Source organism: Pseudohaliea sp., assembly GCF_054552115.1.
In genome coordinates, this window is sequence record NZ_JBTOLW010000033.1 from 21,674 (window position 1) to 38,127 (window position 16,454).

The window sequence follows — 16,454 nt, forward strand, 5'->3', positions numbered from 1 at the left end:
CCGTGGCGCCCCGTGTCAAATGTTCGTTCAGTTCTCGCCGTCCTTCCCGGCGCGCTGCCAGCGCGCGCGGAAGTCCACCCAGGCATCCAGTACCGCGAAGCCGACGAGCAGCAGCTTGGCCGCATCAAACAGCAGCCACAGCGCATAGAACGCCGTCAGCCACACCCGGCCCGAGCCGCGCTGAGCCGCCCGGGCGTGCACCAGCGCAAAACCCACGACGGTCACCGGCACCAGCAGGCACGCGGCCCAGCTCCGGTACTCCAGGCCCAGGGCCGTGAGCCCCGCGGCGCCCAGAGCCAGCGCGGCGGTCACGCCGACCGGGAGGCGCAGGGCGCGAAACTCGCTGCCGAACCCCCCGGGGTTGTACAGGGCGGCCTGCCAGTAGCGCGCAAGCGCCAGGCAGAGCACTGCCAGGATGGCGTTCGCGGCACCCATCATGCCCGCGAGCTGCAGCTGGGTCGGCACCTGCATGGCCACCTCCGCCCCCTGCCCGGCGGACTGCTGCACCTGCTCCAGCAGCTGCCCGAAAACCGCGGCCAGTTGCTCCAGCATGCGCCGCGCCAGCAGCAGCGTGGCCAGGCCCGTCACGATACCGACGGCGGCACTCGCGAGCACCGCGAGGGCCAGGCTCACCGACAGGCGCAGCACCAGGGCCAGCACGAAGGTGCCCAGGAGCAGCGCCAGCGGCGTAGTGTCACCGGCCATCTGCGTCAGCAGCAGCGCCGGCAGGGAAGCCCAGAGCACGATCCAGGCCCCCGGGCCGACGCCGCGGCGCAGCGTGACGAGTGCCGCTGTAGCCGCGCCAATCCAGCAGAACAGGACGCTGCCGGAGCTTGCGACGGCCAGCAGCAGGGCCCGGTAGGGGCCGCGCATGGCAAAAGCGGCAAGCGCTTTCATAGAGCCACCCGCCCGCGGGCGGGGCCCCGGGGCCCCGTCCCGCCGGGAAGGGTTGCTACCGGTGGGCGTCCGAGTACGGCAGCAGCGCCAGGAAGCGTGCGCGCTTGACGGCGGTGGACAGCTGGCGCTGGTACCGGGCCTTGGTGCCCGTAATCCGGCTCGGGACGATCTTGCCCGTCTCCGAGATGTAGGCCTTGAGCGTGTCGAGGTCCTTGTAATCGATTTCCTTCACGCCCTCGGCGGTGAAGCGGCAGAACTTGCGGCGACGGAAAAAGCGTGCCATGGCTAATACTCCTGGATTCGGTTAACGACGGCCTCAGGCCTCGGTCTTCTCGGCGGCTTTCTCAGCGGTTTTCTCGGCACCCTTCTCGCCGGCGCCCTCAGCGGGCTTGTCGCCCCGGTCGCCGCGCGGGCCCTTGTCGTCGCCCTTGCGATCGTCGAAACGGCTCTTGCGCTCGCGGCTCTCTTTCTCGGCCTTCATGATCGGAGACTCGCTGGACACGGCCTCGTCGCGGCGGATGACCAGGTTGCGGATCACGGCGTCGTTGAAGCGGAAGGTCGTGGTCAGCTCTTCCATGGCGTCGTTGCTGGCCTCGACGTTCATCAGCACGTAGTGTGCCTTGTGAACCTTGTTGATCGGGAAGGCAAGCTGCCGGCGGCCCCAGTCTTCCAGGCGGTGCACCTGGCCACCGTCCTTGGTCACCATGGCGGTGTAGCGCTCGACCATGGCCGGCACCTGCTCGGACTGATCCGGATGGACCAGGAATACGATTTCGTAATGTCGCATCGAAGGCTCCTTACGGGTTAATGCCACCCGTCAGCGCGGTGTGGCAAGGAGAATGGGCAACGATCGGTCGCCCGCAAATTTTGGAGCGCGGAGTTTAGCCGCGCGGGAGCCGCCTTGCAAGCGCCGGTCACCCTGCTGCGCCGGTCACCCTGCTGCCGCCCGCTGGCGCACGGCCTCGAAGAGGCAGACGCCGGCGGCCACGGACACATTGAGGCTGGACACGGCCCCGGCCATGGGCAGGTGGACGAGAAAGTCACAGTGCGCCCGGGTGAGCCGGCGCAACCCGGCCCCCTCGGCGCCGAGCACCAGAGCGACGGGGCCGGTGAGGTCCTGGGCGTACAGGCTGCTCCCGGCCTCGCCGGCAGTGCCGTAGAGCCAGATACCGCGCTCCTTCAGGCCCTTCAGCACCCGGGCGAGGTTGGTGGCCGCGTGCAGGGGGACCGTCTCCGCCGCGCCACAGGCCACCTTGCGCACCACCGGCGTCACGGAAGCGGATTTGTCCTTCGGCAGGATCACCGCGTCCACCCCCGCCGCATCGGCGCTGCGCAGGCAGGCGCCGAGGTTGTGCGGGTCCGTCACGCCATCGAGCACGAGCAGCAGGGGGGCATGATCGAGCGCATCGAGGTGGACCCAGAGGTCGGCCTCCCGGGCCAGGGTCTTGTCGAGGCCGGCCGGACCGGCGATGAGCTCGGCCACCACGCCCTGGTGGCGTCCCTGTACCAGCCGGTCGAGGGCCGACCGGGGGACGCGGTGGATGGCAACACCCGCCGCCTCCGCCGCCGCCAGCAGCGCGGCAACGCGCCGGTCCTCGCGACCGCGCTGCACCTGCAGGCGCACGATGCTCGCGGGGTCTCGCGCCAGCAGCGCCTCGACGGCATGGATGCCGTAGACCGGCCCGGCCACGGCCTAGCGACGCCGCCTGCGGCGCTGCCCGCCGCTCTTCCCGTCGGCGGACTTCCCGTCGGCGGACTTCCCGTCGCCGGTTTTCCTGCCGGCCTTGTCGGCGGGTTTGCTGCCGGCGTTCTTTCCACCCTTCGCCCGGCGCGAGGGGCTCTGACCCGAACGACCGCCGCTCGCAGCGGCGGCCTTGCCCCCCTTCGCGGAGGCGCCGCCCCCGCCCCGGCCGCTGTCGCCGCGCCCGGTCTTGCCCCGGCTATCGTCGCCGGCGCCACGCCGGCTGCGGGCGCTCTTGCCGGTCGCCGGGAGTTCCACGGGCTCGAGATCGATCTTCTTGTCGTCGAGATCCACCCGGGCGACCTGCACCGTGAGCTTGTCGCCGAGCTGAAAGCTGCGGCCGCTGCGCTCGCCGACCAGGCGCTGATGGGCCGGGTCGAAGCGGTAGTAGTCCCCCGGCAGCGCCGTGACGTGCACCAGGCCTTCTATATAGAGGTCCGACAGCTCCACGAAGAGGCCGAAGCTGGTCACCGCCGCGACCACCCCGGCAAACTCCTCGCCGACCCGGTCCTGCAGGTACTCGCACTTGAGCCAGGCATCCACGTCGCGGGTAGCGTCGTCGGCGCGGCGCTCGGTCATGGAACAGTGCTCGCCGAGCACCACCATGGCGCGCTCGTCATAGGGGTAGCTCTCTTCGCGCGGCATGACGTTCGCTCCGTCCGCCCGGCGGACGAGGCGGCTGCGCTGCTTCGAGCGGATCACCGAGCGGATGCCGCGGTGGACAATGAGGTCCGGGTAGCGGCGGATCGGGGAGGTGAAGTGGGCGTAGCCCGCGTAGTTCAGTCCGAAGTGTCCCTTGTTCTCGGGCTGATAGACGGCCTGGCGCAGCGAGCGCAGGAGCATGGTCTGGATGACGTGGGCGTCCGGCCGGTCCTGGATCTCCTCCATGAGCGCCTGGTAGTCCCGGGGGCTCGGCTCTGCGCCACCGCGAAGGCCAAGGCCGAGCTCGCCGAGAAAGGCGCGCAGGTTCTCGAGCTTTTCCTCGCCGGGCCCCTCGTGCACGCGAAACAGGGTCGGCAGCGGGTGCTTCTCGAAGAAGCGGGCAGTGGCAACGTTCGCGCAGAGCATGCACTCCTCGATGAGCTTGTGGGCATCGTTGCGCACTACCGGCACGATCTCGCTGATCTTGCGCTGGTCGTCGAAGATGATCCGCGTCTCCACGGTTTCGAAGTCGATGGCGCCGCGCTCCTCCCGGGCGAGGCGCAGCACCTTGTACAGGTCATGCAGGCGCGTGAGGTCGGCGATGCGCGCCTTCGGCACCGCCGGCTCCTGCTCGCCCGCCAGCACCCGGCCCACCTGGGTGTAGGTCAGCCGCGCGTGGCTGTGGATCACGGCCTCGTAGAACTGGAACTTGCCGAGTTCTCCGTCACGGTTGAGATCCATCTCCACGACCATCGCCAGCCGGTCCACCTCGGGCTTCAGGGAGCAGAGCCCGTTGGACAGCACCTCCGGCAGCATCGGTACCACCCGCTCGGGGAAGTAGACGGAGTTCCCCCGCCGGGCCCCCTCCGAGTCCAGGGCCGAGCCCGGGTGCACGTAGTGGGACACGTCGGCGATCGCAACCCAGAGCTTCCAGCCGCCGAGACGCTTCTTGCGGCAGTACACGGCATCGTCGAAGTCCTTCGCATCCTCGCCGTCGATGGTGACGAAGGGCAGGTCGCGCAGATCGATGCGGGCGCGCTTGTCGGCCTCGTCGACTTCCTCGCGCAGGTGCCCGGCCTCGTCGACGACGGCCTCGGGCCACTCGAAGGGGATGCCGTGAGCGCGGATGGCGATGTCGATCTCGAGCCCCGGGTCCAGGTGGTCGCCAAGCACCTCGATCACCCGCCCCTTGGCGCCCAGGCGGCCCGTGGGGTAGTCCGTGATCTCGGCGGTCACGATCTGCCCGTGCTTCGCCCCGCCCTTGGCCTTCGGCGGGATGAGCACGTCCTGGGTGATGCGGGCGTTGTCCGGGATGACCACGCCGATGCCGCTCTCTTCCTGGTAGCGGCCCACCACGCGGTCGACCCCGCGCTCGAGGATCTCGACCACCTTGCCTTCGGCCCGGCCCCGGCGGTCGATGCCGGTCACCGTGACCAGCACCGTGTCACCGTCGAAGAGGCTGCGCATCTGCCGGGCGCTCAGGAACACGTCGTCGCCACCGGTGACCGGCATCGCGAACCCGTAGCCATCGCGATGCCCCTGCACCCGGCAGCGCAGAAGGTTCATGGCGTCGACGACACCGTAGGCGCCGCGCCGGTCCACCAGCAGCTGGCCATCGCGCTGCATGGCGCGGAGACGGTTGCGCAGGGCGTCGAGGTCCCGGTCGTCGGTCAGGCCGAGCAGCTCGGCCACCTGGCCGTGATCCAGGGGCCGGTCCGCGGTGCGCAGCTGCTCCAGGATGAACTCCCGGGAGGGAATGGGGTTGTCGTAGCGGGCCGCCTCGCGGGCGGCGTGGGGGTCGGCTTTCCTGCCTTTTCGTGCCATGGAGTGGCCTTTTTTCCGGTGCGTTTGCGGGCCCGCAGGCCCGCGCGAGCCGCCATTATACGTGATCGTTGACAAACACCGGGCCTGCGACTAGAGTGCTGCACCCTCACCCCGTGCCCAGGTGGTGAAATTGGTAGACACGCTAGCTTCAGGTGCTAGTGGCCGCAAGGCCGTGGAGGTTCAAGTCCTCTCCTGGGCACCATTCGTTTCCGGGCCCGCCTCATCACCGGCTCCCTGCTGCAGCTCCAGATAGACCGTTCGCGCCAGCATCAGCAGCAGGCCGATGCCGCCCGTGGTCATGACCACGAGCACCCAGACTTCGGACTTCATGCCCGCGGCCCGAGCACGGTTCTGCAGAAGGAAGAATGCCGCCGTCAGGCAGATGAGCAGGTCGAACCACGCCTGCAGTCCCCAGGGTGATCGCGTCAGCAGGGGCCAGAAGCCGAACAGCTCTTCCGTGAAAACCGCATAGGCCGTCAGCGCCGCAAAGGGGACAACAAGGCCGGCTGGCACGAGCCAGGCGGGCCAGGCCACTCGTTCCTTCGTCTGCGTCACCAGCAGCATGGCCATGGCGGCCACCGCGAACCCGCCGAGCGCCACCCATTCCGCTATCGTCATTGAGCAAGCCTTCTTCTGTCCGGGAAAGTCAGCGGACCGGCACGGGCGCATCGGCCCAGGGCGTCACGGTCTCGCCGAAGGGCTTTCGATAGCCCTCGGGTAGCTCCTCCGTCATATCCAGCACGGCAGCCAGCCGGCCCATGCCGACGTAGAGCGCGCAGTGGACCATCAGCTCCACGATCTCGGCCTCGCTGAAGTGCTCGCGCAAAGCATCGAAGCGGTCGTCGGTGATGGACAGGTGGTCCGTGGCGAAGCGGTCGGCGAAGGCGATCGCCGCCTTCTCCGCCGGCGACAGGTCCGGCGCTTCCTCGGGGGTTTCCAGGGAGCAGACCAGGCCCTCGTCGACGCTGTCGGCCGCGGCCTGGTAGCGGATGGCCATGCAGCTACGGCACTGATTGTGGAAAGCCACGCGCAGGCGTACCAGCTCGATGAGGCGCTCCGGTAGCGTCCGGTTCAAGGTCACGCCCGCGCCGAAGCCGATGGCCGCCTTCGCCATGGCCGGTGACAGCGCGAGCATGCGGGTAATGCCCTGCTCGATCACCGAGGCGCTGTCGGCCTGGGTCATGGCGCGCAGTTCCGGGTCCCACTGCTCGGGGGGTAGTTTGCTGAGGCGGCTCATGGTGCTCTCCTTATTCCCGGGGTCGTCTTCCCGGGCTCGTCGCTTTACCGGACTGGTCGCTTGAAAAAACGCTGTCGCGACCCACGCCCGGGTTACGCCGACCCGCGAAAGAAGTCAAGCGCCGGGGGCGTTGCCCCTGGTCTCGCGCTGGCTTTATAGTCCGCGGGTCACCACAGAGCGACCCTCCGAGGAAACCATCCCGCCCATGACCTATTGCCTCGCGATCGCCCTGGACGAGGGCCTGGTGTTCTGCTCCGATTCGCGCACCAACGCCGGCCCTGACCGCGTCAGCACCTACAGCAAGATGCACCGCTTCGCCGTGCCCGGCGACCGGTCCCTGGTCATCCTCACCGCCGGCAACCTCGCCACCAGCCAGGCCGTGGTCGCGCAGATCCAGCGCGATCTCGAGGAGAACGCAGAGTTCAACATCTTCAACGCCCGCTACGTCAGTGACGTCGCCGACTACCTGGGCACGCTCAGCCTCGCCGAGCAGGACAAGTACGCCAAGAAGGGCGGCCCCAACGCCGGCTTCAATGCCACGGCGACCTTCATCGTCGGCGGGCAGATCAAGGGGCACGAGCAGGAGCTGTACATGGTCTATCCCGAGGGCAATCACATCACCGCCTCGGACCTGTACCCCTACCTGCAGATCGGCGAGACCAAGTACGGCAAGCCCATCCTCGACCGGATCATCCGCCCGGACACCCCGGTGGAGACGGCCATGCGCTGCGCCCTGGTCTCCATCGACTCGACCATGCGCTCGAACGCCACCGTGGGCCCGCCGCTGGAGTGCCTGTTCTACCGCAGGGGCAGCCTCGAGCCGCAGGAGCGCTACTTCATGCTCGAGGAGAATCACCCCTACCTGGCACAGCTGCGCCAGAGCTGGGACGACAACATCCGCAGCGCCTTCGAGGGGCTGCCGTCGCTGTCGGCTATGCTCGAAGGCGACGGATGACGCTGTCGACGAAGGCCAGCTTTCCGGCCACCACCTCGTTGATCACGAAGGGGTAGGCGTCACCGAGCCCGACGCTGCGGTTGAGCTCGTTAAGGGTCGTGGACAGGCCCCGCCAGGCATTGATGCGCTGCGCCATGGTCATGGTATCCGGCGACCGGCCCAGGAGCCCCTGGGCCGCGGCGGTCTCCAGCGCGTCGTAGATATGCAGGTAGTGCCCCCAGCACTCGGCCCAGTCCTCCGAGGGATGGGCGCTGGCGTAGGCACTGATGTAGCGCTCATGCCAGGCGGTCGCAGGCCCGTTTTTATAGTGCGCCGCGAGCGCCGCTGCGTAGTCCGCCTGCTCGTCCCCGAACAGATCAGTGAACTCGGCGCGCGTCGTCGCGTCCGGGTCGAGAAGGCTCCAGTAGTAATGCCCGCTCTCGTGGCGCAGGTGGCCGAGCACCGTGCGGTATTCCTCGTTCATCTGGCTGCGCACCGCGGTGCGCGCAACGTCGTCCGCCTCCAGCGTATTGATAGTAATCACGCCGCCCAGGTACCCCGTGGAGGCGAAGGTCTCGGCAAAAATCTTCCGGGAGCGGCCGTCCTCGATGAAATCGAAGAGCAGGCCGAGACGCTCGTCCACCCAGCCGCTGACCAGGGGCAGGCCGAGCTGCATGAGGGTGAAGAACAGGCGCTTTTTTCCCTCCTCGAGCACGCGCCAGCGGCGGTCGTTGCCGGGCAGGGACTGGTTGGGCACGGTGCGGTTGAACTGGCAGGCGAAGCACAGCGGGTGCGCCTGCTCGGCGGGGCGCAGCCAGTTGCAGACCCCGAAGTCCTCGCCGTTGGCGCAGAAGCGAAAGGCCCGGCCGTTGCGATCGGTGTACACGCCGTCGCCCGCCGGCGCGAGGGGGCGAACCTCGCGCACCGCCGGGTCGAAGCCGAGGCGGGCCCCGCAGGAGAGACAGTGGCCGTTGTCGAAGAAGACCTGGCTGCCGCAGTCACAGCGGAAGCGCTTCATCGATGCTCGAACCGGAACCAGCGGTCGCTGATAGCGTCGTTCAAGGTGTTGAGGACCCCCTGCAGGTCGTCGATGAAGGCATGCAGCTCCTCCCGCTCCCAGTCCGTACGGAAGAAACGGCGCAGCTTGCGCCGGGCGCGCTCGATGACGCGGAGCGCGTCCTCGTTGCCCTTGAGGGGCCCGAGCTCCTCGCGGACACCGCGCAGGCAGAAACGCACGGAGCGCGGGAAGGACTGTTCCATGAACACGAAGTCGACCACGCTCCCCGGCTCCACCAGCGGGCCCACCCGCCGCCGGTAGGGGCCCAGGGCACAGAGGGACTTGAGCAGCGTTCCCCAGAGCAGGTGGTCCAGGGCCCGCTGCGTACCCTCGCGGCCGAGGATATCGGCGGCGCCGACGTCGATGATGCGGGTGGCCATGTCGGCGCGCTCGAGGAGCTGGCCGAGCTTGATGAAACGGTAGCTGTGGTCCCGGCACAGGGTGTTGCGCCAGACCCCGTTGATCACCTGGGTGCGGCTCACGACCTCCTGCAGGAACACCTGGCGGTGGCGCCGACCGACGGATTTCTCGGCCTGTTCGCGGGTGAAAAGGTAGAGTTCGTTGACCAGCTCCCAGACCTCCTCCGGGAGCACGTCACGGGTCGTGCGCACGTTTTCCCGTGCCGTGCGCACGGCAAAGGGGATGCTGCAGGCCGCGCCTTCCTCGGCGACGAGCAGCCGGATGACGTTGGCCTCGTTCGCCACGCGGAAGTGCTCGGAGGCCAGCGGTCCGGCGTCGAGGATGCGCACCAGGATGTCCCAGCCGGGCTGCGATCCGCGGGGAATATCCATGACCAGGTGGTGGTAGGCGTCCACCAGCCGCGCCGTGCATTCGGCGCGCTCGAGATAGCGCCCCATCCAGTACACCCGCTCGGCCACCCGCGACAGCATGGTCATGCCCGCCCCTCCACGATCCAGGTATCCTTGCTGCCACCCCCCTGGGAGGAGTTCACCACCAGCGAGCCCTTCACCATGGCAACACGGGTGAGCCCCCCGGGCGTGACCCAGGCATCCCGGCCCTGGAGGATGAAGGGACGCAGGTCCAGGTGCCGCGGCTCGATGCCGCCATCAAGGCAGGTGGGCGCCGTGGACAACTTCAGCGTCGGCTGGGCGATGTAGTTGCGCGGATGCTTCTCGATGAGCTTCGCGAACTTCCTGCGCGTGGCCGCATCGACGTGCGGGCCGACCATGATGCCGTAGCCGCCGGACTCGTTCGCGGGCTTCACCACCAGCTTGTCGAGGTTCTTGAGCACATAGTCCCGGTCGGCCTGGCGGTGGCACAGGTAGGTGGGCACGGAGCGGACTTTCGGCTTCTCGCCGAGGTAGTAGCGGATCATTTCCGGCACATAGGCGTAGACGACCTTGTCGTCGGCGACGCCGGAGCCCGGGGCGTTGGCGATCGCCACCCTGCCACCGCGCCAGGCGCGCATGAGGCCGGGCACGCCGAGGACGGAGTCCTCGCGGAAGGCCTCCGGGTCCATGAAATCCTCGTCGATGCGGCGGTAGATCACGTCCACGCGGATCGGTCCGTCCACGGTGCGCATGTAGACGCAGTCGTCGTCGCCGACAAAGAGGTCAGCGCCTTCCACCAGCTCCGCGCCCATGCCCTGGGCAAGGAACGCGTGCTCGAAGTAGGCGGAGTTGTAGATGCCCGGCGTCAGCACCACGACGCAGGGGCGCTTGCGCTCCCGCGGGGAGAGAGAGGCAAGCATCTGGTAGAGCTGCGAGGGATAGTCGTCCACGGGCAGAATGCTGTAGTTCTCAAACAGTTCCGGCAGCACGCGCTTGGTGATCTCCCGGTTTTCCACCATGTAGGAGACGCCCGAGGGCACGCGCAGGTTATCCTCGAGAACGTACAGGTGGCCGTCGGCGTCGCGGATCAGGTCGGAGCCGCAGACGTGCGCCCAGACCCCGAAGCGCGGCGCGGCGCCGGCACACTGGGGCTTGTAGTTGCTGGACTCGAGCACGATCTCCGCCGGGATGATGCCGTCGGCGAGAATCTTCTGCTTGTGGTAGATGTCGTCGATGAAGCAGTTGAGGGCGCGGCTGCGCTGTACCAGGCCCTCGCGCACCGCGTTCCATTCCCGGGCCGTGATAATCCGGGGAATGATGTCGAAGGGCCAGGCGCGGTCAATGTTGCCGCCCTCGGTGTACACCGTGAAGGAGATGCCCATCTCCCGGATAGCCGCCGCAGCGGCAGCGCGGCGGGCGGCGAGCTCCTCGGCGGGCAGGCGGCGCAGCAGGTTGACGGCGCCCCGGGCGGCCGTCCGCGGGTGGCCCTTCTCCGTAATCAGCTCGTCATAGTAGGGCGCCGAACGGTACCCCTTCCAGCTCTCATCCATGGGTTCTCCCCTGCACGGGCCCGGCGCGGGGCCGGCGTGCATGTCTGGCGTGCGAGAGAAACAGGCGGCTCGCCGGGCCGGCCGTGTCCCGGGCAATCAACCCTATCTAACCAAAAAGCCCCATGGTCGCGCTACACTGCCTGCAATCGAGGAACAATCGCTGCCGGAGAACGATAACACCATGCGCCAGACCCACCACCGCGCCTGCCACCTCTGCGAGGCCATCTGCGGCCTGCTCATCGAGACCGAGGACGAGCGCGTCGTCTCCATCAAGGGTGACCCCGACGACCCGCTCAGCCGAGGGCACATCTGCCCGAAGGCCATCGCGCTGCGCGATATCCACGAGGACCCGGACCGGCTGCGCCGCCCGGTGAAGAAAGTGCGCGACGGCGACGCCACGCGCTGGGAAGAGATCAGCTGGCAGGAGGCGCTGGACACGACCGCCGAGCGCCTGCTGGCGATCTACCGGGAGCACGGTGTCGACGCCATCGGCATCTACATGGGCAATCCCACGGTCCACAATTACGGGATGATGACCCACCAGAACAACCTGTTCCGCTTCTTCCGCACGAAGAACCGCTTCTCCGCCACCTCCGTGGATCAGCTGCCGCACCACCTGGCGTCCCTGTGGCTGTTCGGGCACAAATCGCTGTTCCCGATCCCGGACATCGACCGCACGGAGTACTTCCTCATGCTGGGCGCCAACCCGGTGGCCTCGAACGGCAGCATCTGGACGGTTCCGGACGTGCGCCGGCGCATCAAGGACCTCACCGCCCGCGGCGGCCGCCTGGTGGTCATCGACCCGCGGCGGACGGAAACCGCTCAGCTTGCCAGCGAGCACCACTTCATCCGCCCGGGGAGCGACGCCCTCTTCCTGGCCGCGCTCCTCAATACGCTGTTCGAGGAGAAGCTCGCCGACCCGCGCCAGCTCGCGCCCTTCCTAGACGGCCTCGATACCGTCGCAGCGGCGCTCGCCCCGTTCACGGCGGAGGCCGTGGGCCGCGCGACGGGGATCGCCACCGACGCGATCCGCACCATCGCCCGCGCTTTCGCCGCTGCGGACGCCGCCATCTGCTACGGCCGCATGGGCGTGTCGACGCAGGCCTTCGGGGCACTCTGCCAGTGGCTCATCCAGGTGATGAACATCGCCACGGGCAACCTCGACCGGCCCGGCGGCTCCCTGTTCACCCTGCCGGCCATGGACCAGGTCAGCAACACCGGCCCCGGTGGTTTCAACCGCCACCAGAGCCGCGTGCGCGGCCTGCCGGAGTTCGACCGGGAGCTGCCGGCGGCGGTGATGGCCGAGGAGATCACCACCCCGGGGGCGGGCCGCGTGCGCGCGCTGTTCACGGGGGCCGGCAACCCGGTGCTGTCGACGCCGAATGGCCGCGCCCTGGACGCCGCCCTTGAGCAGCTCGAGTTCATGGTCAGCCTCGACCCGTACCTGAACGAGACCACGCGGCACGCGGACATCATCCTGCCGCCGACCTCGCCGCTCGAGCACGACCACTACGACATCGGCTTTCACATCAATGCCATCCGCAACACGGCGCGCTACAGCGAGCCGGTGTTCGACAAGCCCGAGGGCAGCCTGCACGACTGGGAGATCTTCGCGGCGCTCGGCGAGCGCGTGGCGGCGGCCCTTGGCGAGGAACCGCGCAAGCCGATGACGCCGCAGGAGATGGTCGACCTGGGCCTCCGCTTCGGCCCCTACGGCAGCGGCAGCGAGCACCAGCTCGACCTCGCGACCCTGAAGGCAAACCCCTCCGGGGTGGACCTCGGCCCGCTGAAACCCCAGCTCCCGGACCGCCTGTTCACGGCGAACAAGCGCATCGACTGCGCCGTGCCCCTGCTGCTTGCGGATCTCGAGCGCCTGCGTAACGAACTCGACGGCGACCCGGCGGCCGGCAGCGCCGACCTGCGTCTCATCGGCCGGCGCCACGTCCGCGACAACAACAGCTGGATGCACAACTATCACCGGCTGGTGAAGGGCCGGGACCGCTGCACGCTCCTCGTGCACCCGGCGGATCTCGATCGCCACGGGCTGAAGGATGGCGACCGCGCCCGCCTGGCCTCGCGCACGGGGGAGCTGACCGTCACGGTGGAGGCCTCGGACAGCGTGATGCCCGGAGTGGTGAGCCTGCCCCACGGCTATGGCCACGACCGCGAGGGTGTGCGTCTCGGCACGGCCCGTGCCAAGGCCGGCGTATCGTGCAATGATGTTACGGACGACCGCTGGCTCGACGCCCTTTCGGGCAATGCCGCCGTGAACGGGGTGCCGGTCACCCTCGCTGCGGCGTTCTGAGAGCCGCTCGCCGCGCCCACCGCGTCCCGAGGGAAACGCCATGGAAATGACAAGCATCGTGTTATGGCTGGTGATCCTTGCCCTGGTGATCTATCTCATCGCCATCTACAACACCCTGGTCAAGCTGAAAAACCGCTACCAGAATGCCTTCGCCCAGATCGAGGTGCAGCTCAGACGGCGCTACGACCTGATCCCCAACCTGGTGGAAACCGCCAGGGGCTACATGACCCACGAGCGCGAGACGCTGGACGCGGTCACCACCGCCCGCAATGAGGCGGCCGCGCTGCTCACGGCCATCGGCGAGGGCGGCGGCAGCGGCCCCGCCCTTGCCGAGCTCGCCGGCGCGGAGAACGCCCTGCAGGGTGCCCTCGGCAGGCTCAACGTGACCATGGAGGCCTACCCGGACCTCAAGGCCAGCGAGAACATGCTGGAGCTCTCCGAGGAGCTCACCAGCACCGAGAACCGCGTGGCCTTCGCCCGCCAGGGCTACAACGACGCGGTCATGGCCTACAACACCTACCGGCAGAGCTTCCCGCCGGTGGTGCTGGCGGCTACCTTCGGCCACCCGAGTGACGCCGAACTCCTGGAATTCGACGACAGCCCGCAGATCCAGGCGGCACCGCGCGTTTCCTTCTAGCGCGGCGCGGCGACGCCGGACGCGGTGGACTTCTTCGCCCAGCAGGAGCTGGCCCGGCGCAACACGCGCCTGCTGGTGCTTCTCTTTACCCTGGCCGTCGTCGGTCTGGTGCTACTCACCAACCTGCTGGTCGCCGGTTTACTGTTCTTCTCCGAGGACTACAATGTGTATGCCGGCAGCCGGGGCGGCTGGGCCGGCTTCCTCCGGGAACTCTCCTGGGACCGCTTCGGGGCCATCAGCGCTGTGGTGGTCGGCAGCGTGTTCATCGTCTCGCTGGTGAAATGGCTGCAGCTGGCCGCCGGCGGCAGGGCCATTGCCGAGACCCTCGGTGCGGAGAGGGTGCTGCCGCAGACCCGCGACGCGGACGAGCGCCGCGCCCTGAACATCGTGCAGGAGATCGCCCTCGCCGCCGGCATGCCGGTGCCGGACCTCTACCTGCTCAGGGACGAGCGCGGCATCAACGCCTTCGCCGCCGGGGTGACCCAGGCCGACGCGGTGATCGCGGTGACCAGCGGCGCCCTGCACCACCTGAAGCGCCAGGAGCTGCAGGGCGTCATCGGCCACGAGTTCAGCCATATCCTCAACGGCGACATGCGTCTCAACGTGCGCCTGGCCGCCCTGCTCAAGGGCATCACCTTCATCGGCGATATCGGCTACCTCCTGCTCCGCGCCGGCACGCACCGGCACCGGGTGCGCACCGGCACCCGCGGCAGCAAGAACAGCGGCGCCGCCCTGCCCGTATTCGGCCTTGGGCTTCTGGTGATCGGCTGGATCGGCGGCACCTGTGCCGGCTTCATCAAGGCCGCCATCAGCCGGCAGAAAGAATTCCTTGCAGATGCCGGCGCCGTCCAGTTCACCCGCGACCCGGACGGCATCGCCGACGCCCTCAAGGTGATCGGCGGCTACGTGCCGGGCACACTCGTGCACCGGGCCCGGGCCGCGGAGCTGTCGCACATGTTCTTCGGCGCCGTCACCCACCGCCTGTGGCAGGGCTTCGCCACGCACCCGCCGCTGGACGCGCGCATCCGGCGCATCCAGCCGCGCTGGGACGGGGAATACATCACGCGCAAGGTGCGCCACTACCCGAACACCCGCATCGAGAGCGCGGACGTGGAGTACCGCCCGGGCCGGGAGGCGCTGGTAGCAGCCGTGGCCGCAGCGGAGGCCGCACGGGGCTTTCCCGTTTCCTCCGGGCTGCCGCCCCGGGAAAGACCGCCAGCCGCCGACGGCGGCGCGCCCGCGGCACCGCCGCCGGTGATTCCGCCGGGGCTTCTCGCCCACGTCGATGACCCGCTCGGCGCCTCCTCCCTGGTCCTCGGGCTGCTCATCAGCGTGGACCCTGGGCACCGCGACCGCCAGCTCGCGCTCATCGCCGAGCGCGAGGTGCCCGGCCAGGCCACGCTGGTGAACACGGTGTCGCCCGGCCTCGCCGCCCTCCCCGCCGGCCTGCGCCTGCCGCTGGTCAACCGCTGCCTGCCGGCGCTCAGGACCATGAGCGCCCCGCAGTACCGCACCTTCAAGGAGACGCTGCTCGCGGTGATCCACGCGGACCGGCGCACGGAGCTCCTCGAGTGGTGCCTGTACCAGCTGGTGCGGCACTATCTCGACCCGGAGTTCGTGCAGGTCACGCCGAGCCGGCCGCGCTATGGTCGCCTGCGCAAGGTGGCCGACCCGCTCCGGGAGGTGCTCTCGGTGCTCGCCCACGAAGGCAGCGGCGAAGCGCGAGCGGCCTTCGCCCTGGCCCGCGGGGAACTGGCCCTGCCGAACCTCACGCTCAAACCCCGGGAGTCGCTCTCGGTCCGCGCCTTCAGCGAAGCCGTGCACACGCTCGCCGACTGTTACCCCCTCCTGAAGCCGCGGATTCTCAAGGCCATGGGCGAGGCCGCAAGCGAGAACGGCCACCTCTGCCCGGTGGAGTACGAGATCCTCGCCAGCATCGCCGCGGTGATCGACTGCCCGCTGCCGGAGAATCTGAAAGCCCCGCCGCTGTAAGCAGGGAGGTCCGCAAACCGGCACCGGCACGAAAACGGGCCCGCAACCGCTGCAGGGGCGCCGACGCGGACCTACCCTCATCGGCCGGTTTCATCCGTAACCGGTCCGAAGCTACCAAAACGGCAAAGCTCTGCTAAGGTTTTGATGGTGCCGGATCGATGGCGTCGCAGGGCAAGAGCAAGGATCGCTCCGCCGCGGTGCCGCCGGTGCAGATAACACATCGCCACTACCGCACATGGAGGTACGGTCATGCGAAGCACGCCAGCGCCGTCGCGCGCCCACGTCGAATTCCCCCACAGTCACAAGCTCGGCCCGCTGCCGGCCATCCCGCCGCTGCCCGTGCGGCCGGATCCGGCCCTGGACAAGCCGAGACACTTCCCGCTGTCGCGGACCACGGAACAGGTGCTGCGCCTGCTGCTGGAGGGCGACCTGTCGCGCCTGCGCGCCGATCTCGTCGCCGAGCGCCTCGGTATCAGCGGCACCACGCTGCGCCGCCGCCTGCGGGCCGACCACACCAGCTACCAGTTCCTGCTCGACCGCGCCCGCCAGTACCGCTGCGAACGGCTCCTTGCCGAGCGCCGCCTGCCCGGCAAGTGCCTGGCCGACGCCCTGGGCTACAACGAGGTCAACAGCTTCTACCGCGCCTTCCGCCGCTGGACCGGGCAGGGCTTCGCGGACTACCGGCAGGAAAGCGGGCGCTGATGTCCTGGCGGCGTGCCGGGGGATTTGCCACAGCGCAGGCGGCGTCGGGGGGGGGGGGGGGGGGGACTTTCGTGCCCCCCCGCCACTCCCCACCCCCCCCCCCCCACCAACAGACCCCGAAACCACCCCCACCCCACTTCCGCCC

General features: G+C 68.9%; 15 protein-coding genes and 1 tRNA gene. 6 read left to right on the top strand and 10 right to left on the bottom strand.

What is annotated here, in order from left to right:
* Window positions 1-27 precede the first annotated feature (27 nt).
* The 5 genes from ACX93N_RS13995 to rnr form a co-directional block, all read right to left on the bottom strand.
* Entirely contained in the window at window positions 28-897 is an 870-nt protein-coding gene (locus ACX93N_RS13995) for a hypothetical protein (protein WP_459429057.1), read from the bottom strand.
* Window positions 898-952: 55 nt separating this feature from the next.
* Window positions 953-1,180 carry a 30S ribosomal protein S18 gene (gene rpsR / locus ACX93N_RS14000; RefSeq protein WP_459429058.1) on the bottom strand — a complete coding sequence of 76 codons (228 nt, stop codon included), beginning with the start codon at window positions 1,178-1,180 and terminating at the stop codon, window positions 953-955.
* Window positions 1,181-1,213: 33 nt separating this feature from the next.
* Window positions 1,214-1,684, bottom strand: coding sequence for a 30S ribosomal protein S6 (gene rpsF, locus ACX93N_RS14005; RefSeq protein WP_459429059.1), 471 nt, complete (start codon window positions 1,682-1,684; stop codon window positions 1,214-1,216).
* Between the two features lie 144 nt (window positions 1,685-1,828).
* Window positions 1,829-2,587 (bottom strand): 23S rRNA (guanosine(2251)-2'-O)-methyltransferase RlmB, encoded by a 759-nt coding sequence (rlmB, locus tag ACX93N_RS14010; protein ID WP_459429060.1) that lies wholly within the window; start codon window positions 2,585-2,587, stop codon window positions 1,829-1,831.
* 3 nt (window positions 2,588-2,590) lie between these two features.
* Window positions 2,591-5,104 (bottom strand): ribonuclease R, encoded by a 2,514-nt coding sequence (gene rnr, locus ACX93N_RS14015; protein ID WP_459429061.1) that lies wholly within the window; start codon window positions 5,102-5,104, stop codon window positions 2,591-2,593.
* A 115-nt stretch (window positions 5,105-5,219) separates the two neighbouring features.
* On the opposite strand from rnr, the gene ACX93N_RS14020 reads away from it, so the two are divergent.
* Window positions 5,220-5,306, top strand: a tRNA-Leu gene (locus ACX93N_RS14020).
* Here ACX93N_RS14020 and ACX93N_RS14025 read toward each other — a convergent pair.
* Window positions 5,285-5,722: a hypothetical protein gene (locus ACX93N_RS14025; RefSeq protein ID WP_459429062.1), complete on the bottom strand. Its 438-nt coding sequence runs from the start codon at window positions 5,720-5,722 to the stop codon at window positions 5,285-5,287. The two genes, ACX93N_RS14020 and ACX93N_RS14025, sit on opposite strands and share 22 nt — an antisense overlap.
* Before the next feature lie 28 nt (window positions 5,723-5,750).
* Complete coding sequence (locus ACX93N_RS14030) at window positions 5,751-6,341, bottom strand: carboxymuconolactone decarboxylase family protein (protein ID WP_459429063.1); 591 nt, start codon at window positions 6,339-6,341, stop codon at window positions 5,751-5,753.
* Window positions 6,342-6,546: 205 nt separating this feature from the next.
* On the opposite strand from ACX93N_RS14030, the gene ACX93N_RS14035 reads away from it, so the two are divergent.
* The gene (locus ACX93N_RS14035; RefSeq protein WP_459429064.1) at window positions 6,547-7,296 is read left to right on the top strand and encodes a proteasome-type protease; all 750 of its coding nucleotides are present in this window, start codon (window positions 6,547-6,549) and stop codon (window positions 7,294-7,296) included.
* Here ACX93N_RS14035 and ACX93N_RS14040 read toward each other — a convergent pair.
* Genes ACX93N_RS14040 through ACX93N_RS14050 form a run of 3 tightly spaced genes read right to left on the bottom strand, consistent with a single transcriptional unit; the run spans window position 7,274 to window position 10,673 of the window.
* Window positions 7,274-8,293: a zinc-binding metallopeptidase family protein gene (locus tag ACX93N_RS14040; protein ID WP_459429065.1), complete on the bottom strand. Its 1,020-nt coding sequence runs from the start codon at window positions 8,291-8,293 to the stop codon at window positions 7,274-7,276. The genes ACX93N_RS14035 and ACX93N_RS14040 overlap by 23 nt on opposite strands.
* Window positions 8,290-9,228: an alpha-E domain-containing protein gene (locus ACX93N_RS14045; protein ID WP_459429066.1), complete on the bottom strand. Its 939-nt coding sequence runs from the start codon at window positions 9,226-9,228 to the stop codon at window positions 8,290-8,292. The genes ACX93N_RS14040 and ACX93N_RS14045 overlap by 4 nt, the downstream gene beginning before the upstream one ends.
* A complete protein-coding gene (locus ACX93N_RS14050) occupies window positions 9,225-10,673 on the bottom strand; it encodes a circularly permuted type 2 ATP-grasp protein (RefSeq protein WP_459429067.1) in 1,449 nt (482 codons plus the stop codon). Before ACX93N_RS14050 ends, ACX93N_RS14045 begins: the two co-directional genes overlap by 4 nt.
* Before the next feature lie 181 nt (window positions 10,674-10,854).
* On the opposite strand from ACX93N_RS14050, the gene ACX93N_RS14055 reads away from it, so the two are divergent.
* The 4 genes from ACX93N_RS14055 (at window position 10,855) to ACX93N_RS14070 (ending at window position 16,309) form a co-directional block, all read left to right on the top strand.
* Complete coding sequence (locus tag ACX93N_RS14055; protein WP_459429068.1) at window positions 10,855-12,978, top strand: molybdopterin oxidoreductase family protein; 2,124 nt, start codon at window positions 10,855-10,857, stop codon at window positions 12,976-12,978.
* Between the two features lie 40 nt (window positions 12,979-13,018).
* Entirely contained in the window at window positions 13,019-13,615 is a 597-nt protein-coding gene (locus tag ACX93N_RS14060; protein ID WP_459429069.1) for a LemA family protein, read from the top strand.
* Window positions 13,616-13,639: 24 nt separating this feature from the next.
* Window positions 13,640-15,607, top strand: a complete 1,968-nt coding sequence (locus ACX93N_RS14065; protein ID WP_459429070.1) for a M48 family metallopeptidase — start codon at window positions 13,640-13,642, stop codon at window positions 15,605-15,607.
* 249 nt (window positions 15,608-15,856) lie between these two features.
* Window positions 15,857-16,309 carry a helix-turn-helix domain-containing protein gene (locus ACX93N_RS14070; protein WP_459429071.1) on the top strand — a complete coding sequence of 151 codons (453 nt, stop codon included), beginning with the start codon at window positions 15,857-15,859 and terminating at the stop codon, window positions 16,307-16,309.
* Window positions 16,310-16,454: the final 145 nt, after the last annotated feature.